The sequence below is a fragment of the Botrimarina hoheduenensis genome (assembly GCF_007859815.1).
Taxonomy (GTDB): Bacteria; Planctomycetota; Planctomycetia; order Pirellulales; family Lacipirellulaceae; genus Botrimarina; species Botrimarina hoheduenensis.
In genome coordinates this window covers 20326-41061 of the sequence record NZ_SJPH01000007.1, presented here as the reverse complement: position 1 = coordinate 41061, position 20736 = coordinate 20326, and the positions used below count along the sequence as shown (strand labels likewise).

Sequence of the window (20736 nt, the reverse complement as noted above, 5' to 3'; positions counted from 1 at the left end):
CCACTTGATGACAAACGATCGATGACGAACGACGACCCTCTCAACCGCGATCGCTTCTACTCCGTCGAAGACGCGGAGCCGAAGGTTGTCAATCAGGACGACCAGGAGGCGGACGACTCAGCGGAGTACGAGGTCGAGCCGGTCGATGAACATGTTGCCGAACAAGCACGGCTGCGTGCTGTGCAAGCGCTGCGCGAAGCGGAGTCGGCCATCGACATCAACGCGATCTATCACGAGATGAAAGAGCCTGTCCAATGGCTGCCGTCGCTCGGATCGTTACGGCTGCGGTTTGGAGTGAAGCACCTGCTGATCACCGTGACCTGTGCCGCGATTGTGCTGGGAATGCTCCGCGGTGGTCTGCTGGGCGGCCGTGCGATCGCGATCCTGATCGCGCTAGTTTTTGTCGCAATCCTGATCGTGAACGTCTGGGTGTCGTGGCTGGAGAATCGTCAAGAGCGCCGCGCGATCCGCCGCCGCGAGCATGCCCTGGCGGTCGCTCGCGGGGAAGAGGTCGAGCCGCTCGACGACGACGGTGAAGACTCGTTCGAGTCCAATCTCGCCGAGTTCTACGAAGATGTCCGGAGTGGGGTAAAGAGCGCCCGCTTCAGCACGGCCGACCTGCTCGGCGGGCTGGGTGTCGCGGCGCTGCTGATGCTGCTGCCCAACTTCATGGGTGTGGCCAATGCCTGGTCACTGATTGGACTGTTGATGGTGATCGGCATAGCGGGTGCCGTCACAAGTCTGTTCTCTCCGCCGCGAGTGGTGATGGTCGGCTGGGGGTTGGCGGTGATCGGCTATCTGCTGCTTTCCCTAGCGGTGCTGCTTGCCAAGTCACTGGGATTCATCTGACGATCGGGGAATCCGCCGCTGGAGCCTCGTGAGCAACCCGCTGCTCTTCGAGCCACTCGTTAACGAGTCGCTCCAGCACGTCTAGCGGCACGGCACCGTTGCGGAGCACGACGTCGTGAAACTCGCGCACATCAAACCGCTCGCCGAGTCGTTGTTCCGCCAGCCCGCGCAGCTCGCGGATCTTGAGTTCACCCGTCTTGTAAGCGAGCGCCTGACCGGGCCAACCGATATAGCGATCGACTTCCGCGCGGATGTTATGCAGCGACAACGCGGAGTTTTCGGTCATGAACGCGATCGCTTCGTCGCGGGTCCAACCGTTGTAGTGCAGCCCCGTATCGACAACCAACCGGCAGGCCCGCCAGATCTCCATGCTGAGGCGGCCGAAATCGGAATAGGGGTCTTCATAGAAGCCCATTTCGAGCCCTAGCCGCTCCGCGTAGAGCCCCCACCCTTCGACGAAAGCGGTGAATCCGCCGTTCTGGCGCAGCGGCGAGAGCCCTTCCAGCTCTTGCTGCAGTGCGATCTGCAGGTGGTGACCCGGGACGGCCTCGTGCAGTGCGAGCGCCTCCAGCATGTACAGCGGCCGGCTCCGCAAATCGTAGGTGTTGAGAAAGAAGAACCCGGCCTTTGTCCCGTCCCCATTGGGACGCATGTAATACGCGGCGGTCGTTTTCGGAGCGATGTAGGCCGGGACCGGCTTCAGGCCGTACGGCATGCGCGGCAGCGCGCCGAACAGCGTCGGCAACTCGCCATCAGCCCGTTTGAGGATCGCCGCACACGCCGCGAGCAATTGTTCGTCGGATTCGGCATAGAAGCGTGGCTCGGTGCGCAGATGCTGAACAAACGCCGCAAAATCGCCGTCGAAGCCAACCCGCTCGATCACGCGCGCCATTTCGCTGCGGATCCGTTGCACCTCGGCCAAGCCTCGTTGGTGGACCTCCTCGGGCGTGGTGTCGAGCGTCGTGAACTTACGCACGCGGAAGCGGTAAAAATCCCGCCCGCCCGGCAGGGCTAAGGCACCGACCGACGTTCGGCAAGCCGGAACGTACTCGTCGGTCATGAAGCGCAAGAAGAACTCGTAAGTGGGGAGGATCGCCTCGGCGATCGCCTTGCGCCCGGCCTCGGTCAGTCGCTCTTGATCGGCGGGGCTGATCGTGGCGGGGAAGTTCTTGAACGGTTTGTAAAGCAGACTTGTCTGGGGCGATGAGACAAGGTGGGCCGTGATCGACTCCTCGAAGCCTTCCAGGATCACGGCCGGCGGGGTGATTCCTGCCCGCACCCCTTCCCGCATCAGCTCGACATACCCCCGCGCTTGGGCAGGAAAAGCCCGCAGGCGCGCCACATAGTTCTCGTAGTCTTTGACCGTGCGTAGCGGCACCCAGTCGGGTAGCTCAGGAAACTCGATGTGGAAGCCCGATCGCCCGTCAATCGGCAGCAACTCTTGACGAAACGAATGCTCCGCAAGGTTATTGCTCAGTTCGCGGAGCAGCAGGTCGCGCTCGAGTCGCGCTGCGCTGCCGAGCGCCTCGGGGTCGATCGCCCGTAGCCGCGTGAGAAACGCCTCGGACTGGGCCGCACGGCGGGCTGAATCGGCAAGCGAGATGCTCGTCAGCCGATCATTTGCCACGTGAACGCCACTGCGCGTCGCGGATTCAGGATACTCTTGCAATCGGTACTGCCAAACCTCGTCGAGCAAGACCGCCACTTGCTCATCGGGCGTGGCCGCCTGTGAGACGTACGGTACCAATGCCACCAGAGTGGCTAGCAAGAACAGAAAGATCGGTCGGTGCATCTGCTCGAATCAGGGGTCGGAGGAGTGCGGCAACAACGCGCCGCCACGCAGCGCTCACCAAGTGGGGCTCTTCCCCATCAAGCGTCGCAGCAGCACGATCTGCCCGCAGTGCATCAATTCGTGTTGGCTACACCACTCGATCGCGCCCAACTTGGTGTCGAAAACCGGATGAGCTGGCAGCGTGGGGACTTCAAGCTCCTGGTCGGTGCGGTCGGTGAGCTCGGCCAGCGATAACTCAAAGACGCCATCGAACACGCGCCGCAATTCGGCGGGGGTTTCGTTCTTTGCGGGATCGCCCGAAGGGGTCGATTCGCGTTTGTAACGCTTGAGGAACGAGGTCGAGATCAGGCTCTCATCTGCCTCGATGCGATCGCGGACACGCTTGAGGCACAAAAAATACTGGGCAAAGGCAAGATGCCCCACGTGCCAACCGATGTGGTTCATCTCGGGCTGAGGCTGCCAGAACCATTCGTCCGCCGTCAGCCCTTCGAGAAAGGTGGCGGTCATCTGGCGGCTGAAGCGGATCCGCTCCAGCGCGGGCGCAAGTCGCGTTTGCATACGGTCCCCCTAATGAGAAACGAAAGACCCCCGCCGAACCGGGACTAGCGCTTCTCGATCGGCACAAAGGACCGCTCAACCGGTCCCGTGTACACCTGCCGCGGTCGGTAGATCCGTTTGCCGGGGCTTTCGCGCATCTCTTGCCAGTGAGCGATCCAGCCGGGCATCCGCCCGATCGCGAACAGCACCGTGAACATCTCCACGGGGATGCCCAGCGCGCGATAGATGACGCCCGAGTAAAAATCGACGTTGGGGTAGAGCTTGCGCTCGACGAAATAGGGGTCGGTCAGCGCGACCTCTTCCAAACGTAGGGCGATGTCAAAGATCGGATCGTCGATGTGGCCGCGGTTCAAGAGGTCGTGGCACGCCTTCTTGATGATCTTTGCGCGGGGATCGAAGCTCTTGTAAACGCGGTGGCCGAAGCCCATCAGGCGGAAGCCCGCCGTCTTATCCTTGGCCATTTTGACGTACTTATCGACGTCGCCCCCGTCCTCGCGGATCCGTTCGAGCATCGAGACGCAAGCCTCGTTAGCACCGCCGTGCAGCGGGCCCGAGAGCGCGGCAACCCCCGCTGAGATCGAAGCAAACAGGTTCGCGTCGCTGGAGCCGACCATCCGCACGGTGCTCGTGCTGCAGTTCTGCTCGTGATCCGCGTGCACGATCAGCAGCAGGTTCAATGCGGCGGCGGCGACCTCGTCAATCTCGTACTTCTCCGCCGGAACCGAGAACATCATCTGGAGAAAATTCTCGCAGTAGTTCAGCGTGTTATCCGGGTGCATGTACGGCTGGCCGATCGACTTCTTGTAGGCGTAGGCGGCAATGGTCGGGGCCTTGGCCAAGAGTCGCATGCTACAGCGGTGCACATCGCTGGGATTGCGCACGTCGAGCGAGTCGGCGTAGAACGTGCTCAGCGCGTGGATGACCGAGCTGAGGATCGCCATCGGATGGGCGTCGTGCTGGAAACCGTCGTAGAACTTTCGCATGTCTTCGTGCAGCATCGTGTGCTGACGAAGGTCGTTGCGAAACGCGGTGATCTGCTCCTCGTTGGGCAGCTCGCCGTGCAGCAGCAAGTAGCAAACCTCGACGAAGTCACAGTTCTCGGCGAGCGCTTCGATCGGATAGCCGCGGTAACGCAGGATGCCCTGCTCACCGTCGAGGAAAGTGATCGCGCTCTGCGTCGAGCCGGTATTGACGAAGCCCTCGTCGAGCGTGATGGCCCCCGTCTCGGCACGCAGCTTGCCGATGTCGAGGCCAACCTCTTGTTCGGATCCGCGGACCACCGGCAGCTCTACCGACTTGTCGCCGATCGAAAGCTTGGCTACCTCGGCCATCCACTTCTCCTCTGGGTTGCACGCATGGGGGCGAAACTGCCGCCGCCTTAAGGACGCGGAGTTCCCTAGCGAACTCCTCCCCCCACAAGCACGGCGAAACATTGGGCGAACCAAGAGTCTACCGGGGGGGATGGGCAATGCCAATCGGCAGGCAAGGCACTCATCCGTCAACCCATCGTCGCCAAGGCAGCCCCCCTGCAGCTGGCGAGCAACTGCCCTGGCAAATGATTGCTCCGGCTACCAATCAGTGCCGACCGATCGCATTACGCGGATCCGTACAACGCCATCGGTCCGCGTCACCCGACGGGGTGTTTTTCGGCCGAATAATCTGGCGGGCGTGGCGTTGGGCTGCGCACCGCACACAACGGCCCCGGCGCTCTTGTCCGCACGTTAGGCAACGCGTCGGCGGCCCCGATCCGGTGGCGGAACTAACCGGGGGCTCGAGCACGTCCTCGCGGGCGTAGGGGCTCCGTCGGCCGTTTGCCAAGCTGTTGACAGACGAGCGACTCACGCCGGTGAGGATCGCGATCTGACGGTTGGAGGGGCGCTCGGGCAGGGCCAGCAGCTCCAGAACCGCGTCAATTTGCTCACGTGTTAGCAAGGCTGTTCCTTTTTGAAGCGACCAAAGAGAACGGAGAAAACTGGTCAAGACGACCGGGCTCCGTAGAAAAGCGGCTCCGTAGAAAAGCGGCACCGTAGAAAAGCGGCACCGATCGCTAAGCGTCGAGATCGCTGTCCCGTTCGATCCAAAAATCACCGGGCTCCGGCAGGGCTTCTTCGTCGTCGGGCAGAAAATCGTCGAGCCACGCCGATTCTCGCCCCTCACCGTTCTCCCAATCGTCATCCGCTGCTTCGATGTCCGCCGCTTCGCTGTCCACGTTGTCGCTGTCAACTTGGTCGTGGTCCTCGCTGCTGATGAGCCAGCCATCGCTGGTAGCGTGTTGGTGATGGCCAAAACGAAGGTCTTGATCGCCTTCGGCCGACCCTTCTTGGAACAGATCCTGTCGCATGGCCCCCCTAAAGTGTACGCATGAACACTACCTAATAGCGTCACACTAGCAATTAAGTTGGCCAATTACAACTACACTAACCATATATTGTGCATATTTTGTGCAAATACGCCGAAGTCTAGGGGCTTTCGGTGGTTTGGACTTGCTGCGGCGATCGGGCTGGTCGCCCCGCTCGCAGCGAGCCGAAGACATGGCAGCGGGATCGTTTATCCCTCCTTCCACCAACCGCTTGCCGGCGCGGCATCTACCGACGCCGAGCGGCCCTCCCCGATAACGGGCACTTTGGCCCATGCACGAGCATCATTTGCTGTTCGCCTTGCTAGCGGCCGCCTTTGCGCTGATCTGGTCCGCGATCGCTGCCATGTCGGTCAGCGACGGCCTGAACGCAACACGAACCCGCCGTTTACGCCAGCCGCAGCTCAATCGGGGCGCTGGGCAGCTCGCGCCGCCAGCGCCGCATCTGCCGACGAGCCCGACCGAGGCTCACCCCCGTTCGGCCAATTTAGAGCGGACGCGAGCAAGCTCTTCGGCGAGCTGAGCCGGTGCCTTTTCGCCCAGGCTGTCGAACCGCTCGAGTGCGGTGCGTGCATCGTCATCGCGACCAGCCTGAGCGTAAGCAATCGCTAAGCCTGCCTGGCTAAAGACTGCGAACTCGGGGGAGGTAGCGCCCTCGGCACCGAGTCGGCGCAGCTCGAATTCGGCGGCCTGAGGAGCATCGCGCTCGAGCAGACAAGCCGCCAACCCACGTGTGGCGAGCAACAGGAAGAAGCGGTCTGCCTCGGGGTGGTAGCGCGCGACGGCCCGCCAAGCGTCGGGCGTATCGACACGCTTGGCGATCAGCAGCTGGGCCTTCGCAGAATCGGCCCGTGCGACCTCAGGCGCACCGGGTTGGGGCAAGAGCGGCTGCGGGCGAAGTAGCCCTCCGAGAATGGCTCCGCCGAGCACCGCCGCGGCGATCATCCAGCGTGCGTAGCGGCCCGTGCGACGCTCGCGACGCATCGCAGCCGACAGCCGTTCACGCTCGACACCTAGCTCACGTGTGACGGTTGCCGCCCGCGCTAGCGTATTGGTCAGCCCCGCCGCCGAACTCTCGGACCAGCCATCGCGTTCGGCATGGCTAACCGTCTCGGCGAGTGCGGCGAGCAATGCCTCGGGAGAAAGGTAGCGCTGATCGGGAGACTTTTGCAGCAGCTTGTCGATCACTTGCGCCAGAGCGGGCGGTGCCTCGGGGTCGCGCTCGCAGACCGTTGGGGGGGGGCTTCCCACGTGTTGCATGGCGACCGCCAGGGGCGAATCCCCCACAAACGGTGGGTCGCCCGTCAGCAGATGGAACGCCGTTACACCGAGCGAGTACAGATCGCTCCGGGCGTCGATTGGTCGCGCCTCGACCTGCTCGGGGCTCATGTAGAGCGGCGTGCCCAGGGCCACCCCCTCGCGCGTCATGTTGGTGCCTGCCTCGGCGAGGCGGGCCAAACCGAAATCCGCCACCTTTACGGCACCGGTTCGGTCAAGCATGAGGTTATCGGGCTTGATGTCGCGATGGACGAGGCCGCGCTCGGCCGCAGCAGCGAGTCCTTGGGCAACCTGCCACATCACGCCGAGGACCGCACCGGGAGCCAGACGTCCCTGCCGACGGAGCAAGTCGCCCAGGCTTCCGCCGGGGACGTACTCTTGGGCCAAGTAATAGTGTTCACCAACCGAGCCAACCTCGTACACCTGTACAATGGCCGGGTGCGTCATCGACGCGGCTGCGCGCGCTTCTTGCTGAAAACGAGCGACCTGCCTCGCGTCGCCGGCGAGGTCCGGATTGAGCACCTTGATGGCCACACGCCGCGCAAGCGACTGCTGTTCGGCCAGATAAACGGTCGCCATGGCACCACGACCGATCAGCCGCAGCAACCGAAAGTCGTTGAGCTGCTTGCCGGTGAGATCCATCGGTATGCCAAACTGAAAAAAACGTTGCGAAGTTAGCTCGTTTCACGCGGTCGATGCCGCGAGTGCTGGTTGCGGTTTCCTGGCGATACTCCCTTCGTAGGGGCGATCTAGCTTGCGCCGGCAAGCGCCCCGCGGTCAGCGACCTCTCAGCTCCCCTGCCGTGACGCGTTAACGATCGGACAGAGTAACCGCCTCAAGTACCCGGCTGGCGGCTTCGGACTTGTTCAGCACGTAATAATGGATGCCCGGCACGCCGCCGTCGATGAGCCCCTGAGACTGCGCGGTTGCCTGTTGGACGCCAATCTCGAACTGCGCGGCGGCGTCCTCGCTCGCCCCTTCCAGAAGACCGAGAAAATCGGCGGGGAGTTGGGCCCCGCACAGGCTGGCGATCCGCTTAACCTGTGCCACATTCGTCACGGGCAACAGTCCGGGAATGATCGGCACGTTCACTCCCACGGCGTCGCAACGCTCCCTGAAACGAAAGTAGTCGGCGTTGTCATAGAAGAGCTGGGTAATGACGGCGTGCGAGCCGGCATCGACTTTGCGCTTCAGATTATCGAGATCCGCTGCGGCGGAGAGCGCCTCTTGATGAACCTCGGGGTAGCCGCCAACGGCGACCCCCATGTCGGGAAAGTCGTGGTGGATCATGTCCACCAACTCGTTGGCGTAAGAATAGCCGCCGGCAACGGGGCGAAACTCGGTCTCTCCCTGCGGCGGGTCGCCACGCAGCGCGACAACGTTTTGCACGTCCGCCTCTTGCGCGCGTCGCAGATAGTCGCGGATCTGGTCGGCGGTGCGCCCGACACAGGTCAGGTGCGTCGCCACGGGCAGATGGTACTCACGCCGCACACGCGCCGCGATCTCGAGCGTTTTGTCTTGCGTTGACCCGCCCGCTCCGTAGGTGCAGGTGATGTAGCTCGGGGCGAAGCGCATCAAGCGATCCGCGTGACCAAACAACGCCTCCAAACCTGCCTCAGTCTTGGGGGGGAAGAGCTCAAAAGACAGAGCGAAATCGGTCTGGGCGTAGATGTCCGGGAGTCGCATGGCGTGTGGCATCAACAGCAGTTAAAGGGAAATAAGCTTGTCTATGGTCGCAAAGTGGCCGGGGGGCCTTCACCACAGCCGCGCGTCTTGATTCTCGGCCACGTACTGGGCCACATGGTCCTTGTAAGCCGCGGCAATCTTGCGGGTCAGCTCGCCGCCGCCGGCGGGCAGGTCACGCCAAGCGCCAACTTCCAACCGGAGCGCGGCCAGCGGCATCACCTCGCGCGTTGCGCTCGTGACAAAAGCCTCGGTGACACGCAGCAGGTCTTCTTGGGTGATCTTGCGCTCGGTGATCGGCCATCCCTGTTGCTGTCCGAACTGCCGTAGGGCAGCCCCGGTGATGCCCCGCAGGTTGCCCGACTCGTCGTCGGGCGTGACCACTTGACCGTCGAGCACGAAGAAGACGTTGCTGTTACTAGCCTCGGTGACGTGGCCGGCGGCGTTCAGCATCAGACAGTCGTCGGCTTCACGCTTACTGGCGTCGGCGACCGCCAGGATGTTGTTCAGATAGTTGCCGCTCTTGATGTTAGGACTGAGCGACTCGACGCTGTTGCGCCGGACCCCGGTGACCGCCACCCGCAGCCCCGTGGTGTAGTGGAGCGGATTCCAGGTAGGAACCGCTTTGACCATAATCATGTAGCTGGTACGCAGCTGCGGATCGGGAAACAGATCAACCGGCCCCACGCCACGCGAGACGTGCCAGCGCACATAAACGTCCGTGGGCTTGTCGAGCCCTTCGAGTGCCGCTGCAACGGTGCGCCGGATCTCGCCCATCAATTCGTCGCGCGATTGCGACAGCGGCATGTGGATCAGCCGCGCTGAGTTCTCAAGCCGATCGAAATGCTCGCGCCAGAAGAGCGGCACGCCGTCGTAGGTGCGGAACACCTCGTAAACCGAATCGCCGTAGAGAAAGCCGCGGTCCAGCACAGGGATCCGCGCCTCGGCCAGGGATGACAGCACGCCGTCAACATTGGCGGTGGGAGTGACTGCCGACAAAGTAAGCGAAGCGGTGCTCATACCGAACGTGTGAAACAAAGGGATTTCGACAAACGGCGCAGACCGGGCGGTTTGCGCCTGTGCGATGTCAGGGAAAGCCGCAGTCGGGAACCGCGCTGAGGGGAGGATGATCGGGTTCGCGGGAAGGCCCTATAAATTTGGCGAGGCCCCGCTGTCGTCGAACCGTTCCTCTCGCAGCGGCTCACGGACCGCGGATCGGCCGAACACCTGGAGATAAAGCCTAATCTAGGCGCGGCCGCGGTGCCGCGGTAGACGCGGGGTGAATGCTAATCGGCCTCTTGCGTCCGAAGTACCCACCCGATGAAAAGCGGCCCGGGTGCCATCGTTGCTATTTCCCCTGGCGTCAACACCCCTCAATTCCGCTATACTCCCCCCCCACAGACCAACCACTAGCTCCAGCGGCAGAGCAAGCGGCCTAAGCCGTTTCAGCGCTACCTCACCGCCGGACACTACTAAGCGACCGTGATCGCCCTCTGCCGGCGACGACGGCCCGCTTTACCTGCCCCCTTTCCCTCCCTAACAGCGCGATCGGACACGACACGATGAGCCAAGCCGAATTGACCCCCCCGGCCAACGTCGAGCGTCAAAACTGGACCGAGATCACGCCTGAGGCGCTCTACAACAAGCTGCAAACCATCGCCGGCAATCTCTGGTGGTGCTGGCGACCCGAAGTGGGCAACTTGTTCCGCGAGCTCGACCCGGTGCGTTGGCGACAGCTCGACCATAACCCCAAGGCGCTGCTGGCGGAGATGACTCCGCAGCAGGTTGCCGAGCGGGCGAACGAGCTGGCGATGTACACCCGCATCAACCAGGCCCACCGTCGGCTGACCGAGTATCTGACCGACACGCGCCACACCTGGGGGGCCCGCGAGGCCGGCGTGCTAGGAAGCAAGCCCGTCGCGTACTTCTCGGCCGAGTTTGGCATGCACGAGTCCGTGCCGATCTATTCCGGAGGCCTCGGAGTGCTCTCGGGCGATCACATCAAGTCCGCCAGTGGCTTGGGCGTGCCGCTGGTGGCGATCGGGTTGTTCTACGACCAGGGCTACTTCAAGCAACATCTGGATGGCGAAGGCTATCAGCAAGAAGACTACATCGACACCAACGTCGCGACGCTGCCGATCAAGCCCGCCCTGGATCCGCAGGGCAAGTCGATCACCGTGTCGGTGGAAACTCGCGGTGGCTCGCTGCTCGCCAAGGTCTGGCTCGTGAACGTGGGCCGCGTAAAGCTCTACCTGCTGGACTGCGACGTTGACGGCAACAGCCCCCAAGACCGGGAGCTAACCAGCCGGCTGTACGGCGGCGACACCCGCACGCGTATCCGCCAAGAGATGGTGCTGGGCATCGGCGGTGTGAAGGCGTTGCGAGCCCTGGGCATCACGCCCGGCGTTTATCACCTCAACGAGGGCCACAGCGGCTTTGCTCCGTTAGAAGTGATCCGGCTGCGGATGCAGGACGACGGCTTGTCGTTTGAAGACGCCCTACGCGAGGTGGCTCAGCACACCTGCTTCACCACCCACACGCCCGTGCCCGCCGGACACGACCGCTTCAGCGCCGACCTGATTGAAGAGCACCTGGGCCCCACGCGGGAAAAGATCGGCATCTCGCACGATCAGCTGATGGGCCTCGGTCGGGTCGAGCCGCAGAATCACGAAGAAACGTTCTGCATGACCGTCATCGGTCTGAAGCTCTCTCGGCACGCGAACGCGGTAAGCTCGTTGCACGGCCATATCTCGCGCCGCATGTGGGCCAACCTGTGGCCGTGGCGTGTGGAAGAAGAGGTGCCAATCGGGCACATCACCAACGGCGTCCACGTTCCGACGTGGCTCGCCCTGCCGATGCGTCAGCTCTATGACCGCTATCTGGGCGTCAACTGGGCCCGCAAGATGTACGACCCCGACCAGTGGCAGAAAGTCTACGACGTGGACAAGGGCGAACTCTGGGAGACGCACCACGCGCTCAAGAGCCGGTGCCTGGACTTCGTACGCCGCCGCTTGAGCCGACAGTGCCGCCGCCGCAGCGAGGACGAGTCGGCCGTTGATGCGGCCCGGATGTCGCTCGATCCCGGGGCCCTGACCATCGGTTTCGCGCGTCGCTTTGCCACCTACAAGCGGGCCGACCTGTTCCTCAGCCGGATCGACGAGCTCGCGGAGCTGATCAACAAATCGGATCGGCCGGTCCAGTTTGTTTTTGCCGGTAAGGCGCACCCGGCCGACATGCCTGGCAAGAAGCTGATCCAGCGGATCGCCAACCTGCGGAACGACCCCCGCTTCGCCGGGCGCGTCGTGTTTGTCGAGGACTACGACATGAACGTCACGCGACACATGATCCAAGGGGTCGATGTGTGGCTGAACAATCCGCGCCGACCGCTCGAAGCCTCGGGCACGAGCGGCATGAAGGTGGTCCTCAACGGCGGCCTCAACTGCTCGATTCTCGACGGCTGGTGGGGCGAAGCCTACAACGGCAAGAACGGCTTCGCGATCGGCAACGGCACGCAGCACGTCGATAGCAAGATCACCGACGAGCGCGACGGAGACCTGCTGTTTGAGGTGCTCCGCGACGAGGTCGTCCCCTGCTTCTACGACCGCGACGCCGACGGCTTGCCCCACCGCTGGATCGACATGATGGTCGACTCTATTGCAACCCTTGCCGCCCGCTTCAGTGCTCACCGCATGGTGCAGGACTACGTCAAGATGTGCTATCTGCCCGCCGCGGGTGGTCTAAGCGCTGAAATGAAGAAGGGCTGAGCAAGTGGCCACTAAGAGTCGGTAGCAAAAGTCGCCTCTCGCTATGCAAGATCGCATCCAAGCGCCCGACGATGTCGAGCTACGCACACTGTGTGATGAGCTCGCTCGTCGGGCTGGCGAATTAGATCGGACGGGCGATTGGCCGGCGGAGCAGCTCCGCCGATGCGGCGAGGCCGGCGTCTTCGAGTGGTTCCTCCCGATCGAATACGGCGGCCAGGGCTGGGACGACGTCGCGATCACGCGCGGTTATCTGCAATTGGCTCAGGCTTGTCTGTCCACCACCTTCGTCATCACCCAGCGGGTGGGGGCCTGCAAACGCATCGCCGGATCGACCAACGAGGCGCTCAAGCAGGCGTTGTTGCCGGGCCTCGTCAGCGGAAAAACCTTTGCGACGGTTGGCATCTCGCACCTCACCACAAGCCGTCGCCACTTAGCAACCCCGGTGCTCTCCGCCGAGCCCACCGCCGACGGCTACACCCTGAACGGATACGCTCCGTGGGTGACGGGTGCCCAATCAGCCGATCAGGTGGTCGTCGGAGCGGTTCTTGTTGAGAACGGCCGGCCTACCAACGCTGAGTTGCTGGTTGTCGTCGATACGTTGGACCCAGCGGTCAAAGCGCCCGATCCGTTTCCGATGGTCGCCCTGTCGGCTAGCAAAACCGGCGCGCTGCAGCTCAACGGTTACCAGGCGTCGCGGAGCCAAGTGATCGCCGGGCCCGTGGAGAAGGTGCTGACACAGGGTTCGGCGGGCGCGGCCGGTGGTCCCCAGACCTCAACGCTAGCCGTTGGAGCGGCGTCAGCCAGCCTCGACCTCTTGGCCCGCGAAGCGGATCGTCGCCCCGAACTGCACGAAGCCCACGCCGCGCTTTCGGCAGAACACAGCGATCTGGAGTGTGATCTGATCGCCGCCGCGAAGGGCGAGCCCGCTTGTTCAAGTGAACAGCTCCGCCAAAGAGCCAACAGCCACGTTCTCCGCGCTAGCCAGGCAGCCCTTACCGCCACCAAAGGTGCCGGCTACCTTGCCGACGCCCAAGCCGGTCGGCTGTGCCGTGAAGCACTCTTCTTTTTGGTGTGGAGTTGTCCGGCCCCCGTGCAGGCGGCGAGCCTGTGCGAACTGGCGGGGCTCACCGATTGAGTGCCGCGGTCGGCGGGGGATAAAGGCCGCTTCAGCGAGCGGGAATAGGTTCCCTTTCTCGACGCCCCCCCCGAGCCCCCCCCTTGATCCGCTAAGCTGACAAGCATGTCCGATGAAGAACCGATCGTTGTTTGGCACGAGCAGGCGATCGATCGCGCGGCGCGCGAACGGCTCGCCGGCCACCGCGGAGCGGTTGTGTGGTTCACCGGCCTGAGCGGTTCGGGCAAGAGCACTATCGCCAATGCCGTTGATGCGCTGCTCCATGCACGCAGCGTACGCACCTATGTGCTCGATGGCGATAACGTGCGTCACGGCCTCAACGCGGCACCCGCGATGCTGACGCCGGCTTTTGGCAAGGACTTCGCACAGCGCTTTGGGCTGGGCTTTGCTCCCGAAGACCGTGTGGAGAATATCCGGCGGATCGGCTCGGTGGCAAAACTGTTTGCCGACGCGGGGATCGTTACGCTCACGGCGTTTGTCAGCCCTTACCGGGCCGACCGCGATACGGTGCGGAGCACGCTCGGCGGCGGTATCGCGGAGGGAGGTGACTTTGTCGAGGTCTTCGTCGATACACCGTTAGAGATCTGCGAAGCCCGCGATCCCAAGGGGCTCTACAAGAAAGCGCGTGCTGGTGAAATCAAAAACTTCACCGGGATCGATGACCCCTACGAAGCCCCCGCACGGGCAGAGCTAACCCTCGCCGGCGGCGCGCATGACGGCGCTACGCTTGCTCAGCAAGTGGTGCAGTATCTGGAGCAGGCCGGGGTCCTTCCGGCGCGGTAGCGCTGCGGCTGAGAGCCGGTCGTACCTCGCTCAGCTTTCACCCTTCAGCCGTTCCGGTTTCAGACGGTTTGTCTTCCGAAACAGCGTACGCAAGCTGCTCCTGCCAGGGATCATCCGCCAGCGCTTGTTGGGCGATCGCTTCCAGTCGGCGCGTCAAGTCGGCTTCGCCGACGGTAAGCACGACATCGATGGCAACCGCACGGAGCGGCGTGGGGCCTAGTGTCGCAACGCCAACCTTAACCAAATCCTTGTGCGTGCAGACCAACGCCTCGGGCTGAAGCCGTTCGGCAAGCGCGGCAAGCCGCGCGATGTCGTCCGCGGTAAAGCGGTGGTGATCCGGAAACTCGACCCGCTCGAGAACCTGTGCGTCGAGCGACTGAAGGGTTTCGTAGAAGGCGGCCGGATTGCCGATCGCGCTGAACGCTACCACGCGGCACCCGGCGAGCGAACGGGCCTCGGCCACGTCGCGGACCGCGTCGTCATAGGGCCCGGCATCTTCGATCGCTTCGAGCAACCGTGTGGGCCGGGCTTCGGCCTCGCACCAGATTGTGTGGGGAGCCAAGCGTTGCAAGCGCTCGCGGATACGCAGCCGAGCAGCGGCGTCAACCAGATTCGCGCGGGTCAAACAAACCACGTCGGCCCGCTTGAGGGAGCCGAGCGGCTCGCGGAGCGTTCCCCGGGGAAAGAGGTGGCCGAATCCATACGGCGCGGTCGCATCGATCAGCACGATGTCGAGATCGCGCGCGAGCCGCCGATGCTGAAACCCGTCGTCGAGAACCACGGCTTGCGTTGCCAATTCATTGATCGCCGCTTCGGCCGCCGTGACACGATCAACATTTTGCAGGTGCGGCACATCGGGCAAGCTCTGTTCGAGTTCGAGCGCCTCGTCGTTGGGTCCTTGCGCGCTGGCACCGTAACCCCGGCTGACGATCGCAACGCGGACACCGTTAGCACGGAGCCGGCGTGCCACCCAACGCACCATCGGCGTCTTGCCGGTTCCCCCGAGGGTGAGATTGCCCACGCTGATGACCGGTACACCCACACGCCGAACCGCTGCGGGTTGGCGGTCGTACCGACGGTTGCGCCACCACACGCCCAACCGATAGGGCCCTTCTAGCAAAGCGAGGCCGACCCGCGCGGCCGCTGCCGCCAAGCCCCGGCGTCGACCGCTAACCAGCTCATAAAAGTCGGAAGCCCGCACGCCCAATTGCCCCGCACGCCCAATTGTCTGGTGAATATCGTAAATCTTGGGGCATTCTTGCCGTGCGACACGGCATAACGCGTGCAAAAAGCACCCCGGGGGCCCTCAAGTCGCAGCGCTGTTGGTCGTCCGGTTTACGCCCACAGGCGTATACTCAGGCAGGGAGCCAGCCTGTGGCTAGCCCCGCCGCCTGCGCCGATCGACCGCTTTCCCGTAGCACCGCTCCCCATGCCCACTGCTCCGGCTCCGCCGCCCTCAGCGACAGGACAGCCCGCGGCGTCGTCCGCACGGGGGGCTTCGCGCCCCGTGCCGGCCTCGGCAGTGGATCAGCGGGTGCGTCGAGCCGCGCGGTCGCTGGCAGCGAATGAGATCGCAACCGCGATCGCCACGCTAGTCATCGGGGGGCTGCTGTTCCTGGCCGTCGCCGCGCTCTTGGAACACTGGGTAACCACCAGCGGCCTGCGTCACTCGGAACGCTGGGCGCTGTGGTCGGTGGGGCTGATCGGCGCAGCGGCCTACGCCCTGCGGCGGATTGCTCCGCTGTTAGTCCGACGGATCAACCCGCTCTACGCAGCGAGCCAGATTGAGCGCGAAGCGCCGACCCTCAAAAACGCTCTGGTCAATCTTCTGCAATTGCGTTCGCCGGGGGCCGTCGGCCGACAGGTGCAGCAAACCCTTGAGCAGCAAGCTGCCGAGCGCCTCGCCGCCGCGGGCGAAACGCCCCTCGACCGATCGCGACTTGTCCGGCGAAGCTACATGCTGTTGGCGTTGCTGGCGATCGCCGCGATTTACACCGTGATCTCGCCGAAGAATCTTTTTGTGTCGGCCTACCGCATCGCGGCACCGTGGGCCCGGGTGTCCGCCCCCACGCGGGTCAGCATCGCCGGGATTGAACCGGGCGATGCCCAACTCAATCAGGGCCAATCAATCGAAATCTCGGCGAGGGTGCTTGGCACCGCTTCCGACGAGCCGGTCGAGCTTATCTACACAACCGCCGATGGTCGCTTGCGGAATGCACGCCTCGCGATGCGTACGACCGAAGACAACCTCACACGCTACCGTTTGTCTCTCCCCGCCGATGTGGGAACCGAAGCCGCCTTGGGCCTGCAGAGCAATATTACCTATCGCATCGAAGCCGGAGACGCCCGCTCGGAAACCTATCGACTAACGGTGCAAGCTGCCCCGACGATCGCTCCGACAAGCGTGTCCTATGATTACCCCGATTACACGGGCTACGCCGATCGCCTATCCGAAGGGAGCGGCGACTTACGGGCGATCGAGGGCACGCGTGTCACGCTGTTTGTTCGCGCAAATCTGCCGATCGAAAGCGCTCAGGTCGATCGGGGGGCCGATGGCACACCCGATGTCTTGATGAAAAAAATCGAGGGCGTTAACGCGACGGCCGAGTGGACGCTCGCACGCACCGCGGAAGCAAGCGGCTCGGCACCCGAGGTTTCGTCCTACGTGCTGCGGTTCAGCACGCCCGATGGCCAAGCGAACGCGGATCCGCCGCGGTACCAGATTGAAACCCTCGCCGACCTGGCTCCCGAGGTGCGTCTGATCGCTCCGGCCGACGAAACGCTGACGGTTGGGCTGGATGATCCCATCGACTTTGCGATCGAAGCTCTCGATCCCGACTTCGCCTTGTGCGCCGTAAAGATTGTCGGTGAGGTTGAAGGACGCCAGCGTGTGGATGAAGCCCTCTTTTTCGCCCGAGGCGACGTGGCGCAGCACGAGGGTCCACTCGAACGCACAATGCGGCGCACTCCACGCGAGTTAGGTCTACGCCCGGGCGAGCAGCTTCGTTACGCGGCCGTTGCGGTCGATAATCGCACCCCGCAGCCTCAGTCAGCTGTTTCAGAAAAGCGCACGATTGTCGTCAGGTCGGCAAGCAGCGACGCTCCGCAGGGGAACCAAGGCCAACAGGGTTCTGAGGGGCAACAGGGAGAAACGAGTCAGCCCGGTCAGCAAGAGCAGCCGGGGCAAGAGGGCCAAGCAGCCGGTAGCCAAGAAGGAGGTGGCCAAGCAGCAGGCGGCGAACAGCAAAACCAGGCGCGCGAAAGCGGACAAGCCACGGGCTCACAACCGCCCCCCGCTGGCGCGCCAAACCAACCGCAGAAGGACTCCACAGCGGACGAGCAGGCTTCCCCTGCCGACGGTGCTGATCAGCCGCAAGACCCCGCCAAGCCCCAGCAGCAGGAACAGCGGCAGCAGCAAGACGGCGAGCAGCAGTCCGGCTCGCAGGAGGGCGAATCATCCGTTTCGCAGCAGGAACCGAAGGACCAGCAACAGGGCCCCGGAGGCACGGACCGCCCGGGGGGCCTGCAAGCGCCCAGCCAAAGCGATCAGCAAGGCCAACAAGAGAACTCTGCCCAGGGGGGCAGCGGGGCCGAAGGGACGAACAATTCGGAGTCGGGCTCCGACTCCGCCGGGGGCGATCGCCCGTCCAACCAGCAAGGGACGGGCAATGGCGAGCGACGGCCGGGGTCTCCCCAGGGGGGCGAAACCGAGCCAGTTGATCCCAACGGAGCCAACGACGCCGAAGCCTTCGATCGGATCCGGCAGCATCTCGATGAAAAGACGGGCGAGAGCCGCGGCCGGAAGCCCTCTGGCCAGGAGTCGGCCGACGACGACGCTCAGCCCCAGAGCGAAGGGTCGGGCGAGGGCTCCGGCAAGAACAACGCTAACGCCGATCAGCCGGGCGGTGCCAACCAGGGGGCCAACCCACGTGAGGCGCGCGGCGAAACGCCCGAGCGCGAACCGAGCGACCCCGTCCCGCAAGAGGGTGCCAAAGGCGAGCGTTCGGACTCCGCAACGGGCGAGTCGGGCCAGCAGGCCCCCCCGGGCCAAAATAGCAAACCGAATGCCGGCCCCCGCGAAGGGACCGGTGACGCTGGCCAGAACCAGGCCGCGGACGAAGGAGGCGGTCAGGCGGGCGACCAGGGCCTCGGCGAATCCTCCGGAGAACAAGGCCGCCAAGAGCTTGCCGAGCGGCCCACCGGCGAGTCCAGCGGCAACCAGCGTGGCGCGGGCTCTGAGTCACATCCGGGGGAACAGCGTAGCGATAACGCTGAGGAGCCGGGCGCCGGTGGCGACGGGACTGCTGCGGACCGACCTCAGGACGGCACCAACGGAGCCAGAGCGGGCGACACCGAGAATCCGCGGGGCGGCCGCCCCGCCGCCGGCGACCGCGAGCGTTCCGACGACGACGCCTCTGCTAACAACAACACCGATCAACCGGACAACGCGCAGCGCTCGGGCGAGCAGCCCGGTCGCGGATCGGCAGGAAAAGAGGCGGGCCAATCCGGCGCTGAGGGCGAGCGCGATCCGCCGAATGGCGGCGAACCTTCTTCGGGCGATCCCTCAGAAGATGCCAACCAGCGCTGGTCGGACGAGCCACAACAAGGGAGCAACTCCGAGTCGGAAGCACGGGGCGGAAACGAGCCCTCGCAACCCGATCGCACAACCAACCGCAACGGCACGCCCGATGCCCCCGGAGACGCCGCCAACCTCGACTACGCGCGCCGTCAAACCGAGCTGACGCTGGAGCGCCTCTCGGATCAGCTTGCGCGGGGCAAAGCGGATCGCGAACTGCTCGACAAACTCGGCTGGAGCGAAGAGGACCTGCAACGGCTGGTGCAGCGCTGGCGCACGCGCTTGGATCGGGCCGAGCGAAATGAGCAGGGCGCGTCCGAGCTCGACGCCGCGTTGCGCAGCCTAGGAATCGGCGAGCGAGGGCCAACCGGCAAATCCACTCTCACGGACGACGAGCTGCGTGACCTGCGCGACGCACCCCGTGCGCCGGCCCCCCCTGCCCTGCTGGAGCGGCTCCGCAGCTACAACCGGGGAGTCAACGCCGCGGGCGAGCGTTAGCACGACCGCGGCCCGCGAAGAGGCCAACGATCACCAGCAAGAAGCCCGTGTGCGGCTCGGGCACCGCTTGCGACAGCGAGGCAGCCGCCAAGTAGTTGTCGCGCCACACGGTGTAGTCAGCCACATCCACCACGCCATCGTTGTTGCCATCGGACTCGAGTTCCGTCTTCCAGCCAAACTGGGAAACCAACAACTCCAAGTCGGCATAGTTGACCCAGCCGTCGTCATTAAAATCGGCGGCTTGATAGGCGAGTGCCACGTCATTCCAAATGGTGAAGTCGGCAAGATCGACCACCCCATCTTGGTTGCCATCGGCGGCCGAGGGCCCGACCGTTCCGTAAGCGGCTGCCCACAGGGCATAGTCACCGGCGTCCGGCCTGCCGTCTTGGTTGTAGTCTGCAACAGGATTGAGCGCGCTCTGGTAAACAGCGATATCGGCCGAGTCGACTCGGCCATTCTTGTCGGCATCAGCCGTGATTGCTTCGTTGAAGCCGAACTGGTCGTTCCACAATCCGTAGTCGATCTCGTCGACAACGGTGCTGACATCGAAGTCTCCTTCAGGCGACACCCCCGTCCAGCGTTGCCGCCAGACAACATCCCAGATGATCTCCTGAAACCACGCGGCCTCTTCATCAGAGACGAGGTCTTCGGTCCAGGCTCCCTCGCCCACGCGGGGAACCGGTAGCCCCATCGGATTCTGCTTGAGAATCGTGGCGTAGACGGTCGTCGAGGCGACGTACTGTCCGGTGGCGTTCAAGTGAATCGGGTCGCGATACAGCCGGTTGATACTATTGAAGCGGGCGGGTGCGGTGCCTGCCGTAATCTCGTCACGAACTCGGTTGAGCACTTCTCCTACCGGGATCAGTCGAAATTCGCCCGGAGAAGACGCATCGAGGTGATTCATCAAGAGATCGAAATAGGGTTCGCTGTGCTGCGTTGATTGCGTGGGGCTATCAACCACCGGGTTGTCCCAGTTGTTCCAGTTGGTGCGCCAGGGCCAAGACTGATAAACGTAAAAATTAGTTGCGGAATTGGCGGGGTTGCTTAGCGTTAGATCGCGATAGTTGGCGAGCTGCTGTAAATCCCCCTCAAGATCTGAGTTGAAGTCGCCAAAGATCTGCAGCGTGACGTGGTCCCAATGGTTATTGGTCAGCGCCGTATCGAAGGTGCCGAAGCTGCTGATCTCGGTATAGTCGTTCGGATTGCTCGCGATCATCTCCAGAGTCGAGTTGGTGCGGATGTGAAATCCGCTCGTGAGTTCGTAGCCCCCCTCAGCTGCGGTTAGCACCGTTGCAGCGGGCCGCGAGTCTCGCGTGAGGCTATTGCCTACCTGGAAAAGCGAAACCTCGACTGCGGACGCCGAGCCGACCACCAACACCCCGCACCAACACGCCGCGACGAGCAGGCTGCGCCGCGTTGGTGAAGATTGCTTCGGGCACGCCGAGGAGAGGCCCCTCGCGCAGC

14 protein-coding genes are annotated in these 20736 nt (G+C 63.7%); 5 read left to right on the top strand and 9 right to left on the bottom strand.

The window, feature by feature from the left end:
• The first annotated feature begins 21 nt into the window (after positions 1-21).
• The gene (locus Pla111_RS13610) at positions 22-849 is read left to right on the top strand and encodes a hypothetical protein (protein WP_146574999.1); all 828 of its coding nucleotides are present in this window, start codon (positions 22-24) and stop codon (positions 847-849) included.
• Here Pla111_RS13610 and Pla111_RS13605 read toward each other — a convergent pair.
• From Pla111_RS13605 to Pla111_RS13575, 7 genes are all read right to left on the bottom strand, one after another.
• Positions 842-2641, bottom strand: coding sequence for a DUF885 domain-containing protein (locus Pla111_RS13605; protein WP_146574998.1), 1800 nt, complete (start codon positions 2639-2641; stop codon positions 842-844). The genes Pla111_RS13610 and Pla111_RS13605 overlap by 8 nt on opposite strands.
• A gap of 54 nt (positions 2642-2695) precedes the next feature.
• A complete protein-coding gene (locus Pla111_RS13600; RefSeq protein ID WP_146574997.1) occupies positions 2696-3199 on the bottom strand; it encodes a DinB family protein in 504 nt (167 codons plus the stop codon).
• Between the two features lie 44 nt (positions 3200-3243).
• Entirely contained in the window at positions 3244-4530 is a 1287-nt protein-coding gene (locus Pla111_RS13595) for a citrate synthase (RefSeq protein WP_146574996.1), read from the bottom strand.
• Between the two features lie 716 nt (positions 4531-5246).
• Positions 5247-5540, bottom strand: coding sequence for a hypothetical protein (locus tag Pla111_RS13590; RefSeq protein ID WP_146574995.1), 294 nt, complete (start codon positions 5538-5540; stop codon positions 5247-5249).
• Positions 5541-6023: 483 nt separating this feature from the next.
• The gene (locus Pla111_RS13585) at positions 6024-7475 is read right to left on the bottom strand and encodes a serine/threonine-protein kinase (RefSeq protein ID WP_146574994.1); all 1452 of its coding nucleotides are present in this window, start codon (positions 7473-7475) and stop codon (positions 6024-6026) included.
• A 168-nt stretch (positions 7476-7643) separates the two neighbouring features.
• Positions 7644-8531, bottom strand: coding sequence for a methylenetetrahydrofolate reductase [NAD(P)H] (metF, locus tag Pla111_RS13580; protein ID WP_231931041.1), 888 nt, complete (start codon positions 8529-8531; stop codon positions 7644-7646).
• A 57-nt stretch (positions 8532-8588) separates the two neighbouring features.
• On the bottom strand, positions 8589-9536 hold the full coding sequence (locus tag Pla111_RS13575) for an aminotransferase class IV (RefSeq protein ID WP_146574993.1): 948 nt from the start codon (positions 9534-9536) through the stop codon (positions 8589-8591).
• 542 nt (positions 9537-10078) lie between these two features.
• On the opposite strand from Pla111_RS13575, the gene glgP reads away from it, so the two are divergent.
• From glgP to cysC, 3 genes are all read left to right on the top strand, one after another.
• Positions 10079-12280: an alpha-glucan family phosphorylase gene (glgP, locus tag Pla111_RS13570; protein WP_146574992.1), complete on the top strand. Its 2202-nt coding sequence runs from the start codon at positions 10079-10081 to the stop codon at positions 12278-12280.
• Between the two features lie 43 nt (positions 12281-12323).
• Entirely contained in the window at positions 12324-13415 is a 1092-nt protein-coding gene (locus tag Pla111_RS13565; RefSeq protein ID WP_146574991.1) for an acyl-CoA dehydrogenase family protein, read from the top strand.
• Positions 13416-13520: 105 nt separating this feature from the next.
• Complete coding sequence (gene cysC / locus Pla111_RS13560; protein WP_146574990.1) at positions 13521-14198, top strand: adenylyl-sulfate kinase; 678 nt, start codon at positions 13521-13523, stop codon at positions 14196-14198.
• Between the two features lie 37 nt (positions 14199-14235).
• Here cysC and lpxK read toward each other — a convergent pair whose 3' ends face one another.
• Positions 14236-15399, bottom strand: coding sequence for a tetraacyldisaccharide 4'-kinase (lpxK, locus tag Pla111_RS13555; protein ID WP_197525033.1), 1164 nt, complete (start codon positions 15397-15399; stop codon positions 14236-14238).
• A gap of 228 nt (positions 15400-15627) precedes the next feature.
• On the opposite strand from lpxK, the gene Pla111_RS13550 reads away from it, so the two are divergent.
• The gene (locus Pla111_RS13550; RefSeq protein ID WP_146574988.1) at positions 15628-19272 is read left to right on the top strand and encodes a hypothetical protein; all 3645 of its coding nucleotides are present in this window, start codon (positions 15628-15630) and stop codon (positions 19270-19272) included.
• Here Pla111_RS13550 and Pla111_RS13545 read toward each other — a convergent pair.
• The gene (locus Pla111_RS13545; protein WP_146574987.1) at positions 19250-20560 is read right to left on the bottom strand and encodes a DUF4886 domain-containing protein; all 1311 of its coding nucleotides are present in this window, start codon (positions 20558-20560) and stop codon (positions 19250-19252) included. The genes Pla111_RS13550 and Pla111_RS13545 overlap by 23 nt on opposite strands.
• Positions 20561-20736 lie beyond the last annotated feature (176 nt).

Bases quoted from the DNA above. Each gene is read 5' to 3' on its own strand.
- Pla111_RS13575 (WP_146574993.1), bottom strand. From the start codon at position 9,536: ATGAGCACCGCTTCGCTTACTTTGTCGGCAGTCACTCCCACCGCCAAT.
- Pla111_RS13610 (WP_146574999.1), top strand. From the start codon at position 22: ATGACGAACGACGACCCTCTCAACCGCGATCGCTTCTACTCCGTCGAA.
- Pla111_RS13605 (WP_146574998.1), bottom strand. From the start codon at position 2,641: ATGCACCGACCGATCTTTCTGTTCTTGCTAGCCACTCTGGTGGCATTG.
- Pla111_RS13550 (WP_146574988.1), top strand. From the start codon at position 15,628: ATGCCCACTGCTCCGGCTCCGCCGCCCTCAGCGACAGGACAGCCCGCG.
- Pla111_RS13585 (WP_146574994.1), bottom strand. From the start codon at position 7,475: ATGGATCTCACCGGCAAGCAGCTCAACGACTTTCGGTTGCTGCGGCTG.
- Pla111_RS13600 (WP_146574997.1), bottom strand. From the start codon at position 3,199: ATGCAAACGCGACTTGCGCCCGCGCTGGAGCGGATCCGCTTCAGCCGC.
- metF (WP_231931041.1), bottom strand. From the start codon at position 8,531: ATGCCACACGCCATGCGACTCCCGGACATCTACGCCCAGACCGATTTC.
- Pla111_RS13565 (WP_146574991.1), top strand. From the start codon at position 12,324: ATGCAAGATCGCATCCAAGCGCCCGACGATGTCGAGCTACGCACACTG.
- cysC (WP_146574990.1), top strand. From the start codon at position 13,521: ATGTCCGATGAAGAACCGATCGTTGTTTGGCACGAGCAGGCGATCGAT.
- Pla111_RS13590 (WP_146574995.1), bottom strand. From the start codon at position 5,540: ATGCGACAGGATCTGTTCCAAGAAGGGTCGGCCGAAGGCGATCAAGAC.
- glgP (WP_146574992.1), top strand. From the start codon at position 10,079: ATGAGCCAAGCCGAATTGACCCCCCCGGCCAACGTCGAGCGTCAAAAC.
- Pla111_RS13595 (WP_146574996.1), bottom strand. From the start codon at position 4,530: ATGGCCGAGGTAGCCAAGCTTTCGATCGGCGACAAGTCGGTAGAGCTG.